Here is a 1,173-nt window from a genome sequence, read left to right as displayed (position 1 = left end):
GGGAGCATCCACTTTTGGAAGATATACAAAATAAGGGAGAATGTAAAAGGAGATAAAAAGAGTGCATCAACTACTATGAGCCAAGATAGAGAAGAACAAATAAAAGCCTGTGTAAGGGAACTGGCAAAATTACTATATGAAGAAGCGGATAAGAGTCAGTTAACAGACCTAGAAAGTATAGAAAAAAAAGTTCGTAGTCAAATACTAGAACGTGTGAGTCCAGAAATAGCCCTTTTTTTGTCGAACAGAAAACAGGGACAAAAGTAGGTAAAACGAGGAAAATAAAAAGCCTAGTTGGAGAACTAACTCTTAAAGCTAAACAGTTACAGAGACTGGGTTTAAAACCAAGAACTAGGTTAAGTCCATTACTGAAAAAGTGTTGTTTGAGACTATCAGCAAATATTTCCTACCAGAATGCAGAAATAGAGGTAGAGGCACTAACAGGAGTAAAAGTTGGTCACTCAACCCAACAAAAATTAGTTTTGTCACAAGATTTTCAACTACCCGTAGCATTGCAAGCCGTCTCCGAAGTAAGTGTAGATGGAGGCAAAGTTCGACTGCGAGGTAAACCAAAAGCAGGTTGTCACTGGCGAGATTATAAAACTGTTCGCCTGCAAGGGATTTACTATGGTGCATTTTTTGATGATAACCAATCATTAATTGATTATGTTAATAGCCAACAGTTGGTAGACCCCCTTGTTTGCTTGGGAGATGGTCACGATGGTGTGTGGAATCTAGTGCGAGAATTTGGTCAAGACCAGTTTTCTCGCTGTGAAATTTTGGATTGGTATCATCTGAAGGAAAATCTTTATAAAGTTGGTGGTTCTTTGAAACGACTCAAAGCTGCGGAAACTTTATTGTGGAAAGGTCAAGTAGAAGCAGCCAAGACTTTATTTAATTATTGCCGAGGTAAACAAGCTAAAAATTTCATCGCTTATCTGAAAAAGCATCTCCCTCGCATTGTCAATTACAGCTATTATCAGGCTGAACAATTATGTTCTATTGGTTCTGGCGCCGTTGAGTCTGCAATTAAACAAATTGGCTTAAGGATTAAAATTTCTGGCGCACAGTGGAATGTTGAAAGTGTTAATCACATCCTCTCTGTTCGTTGTGCTTATCTTAATGGTTTACTTGCTGTCTGATTAGGTGTTTCTTCCAAAAGTGGATGCTCCC

The 1,173-nt window shown here is 38.4% G+C and carries 1 protein-coding gene; it reads left to right on the top strand.

Annotated elements, in window-relative coordinates:
* Window positions 1-75: 75 nt before the first annotated feature.
* A protein-coding gene (locus ABF638_RS38035; RefSeq protein WP_435027893.1) for an ISKra4 family transposase occupies window positions 76-1,142 on the top strand; the annotation gives its coding sequence in 2 pieces (ribosomal slippage) (window positions 76-232 and window positions 232-1,142; 1,068 coding nt in all).
* Window positions 1,143-1,173 lie beyond the last annotated feature (31 nt).

It is taken from the genome of Nostoc sp. CALU 1950 (genome assembly GCF_051172895.1).
GTDB classification, from domain to species: Bacteria; Cyanobacteriota; Cyanobacteriia; order Cyanobacteriales; family Nostocaceae; genus Nostoc; species Nostoc edaphicum_A.
The sequence above is the reverse complement of the archived record's forward strand: the minus strand, read 5'-3'. Positions and strand labels throughout refer to the sequence as shown.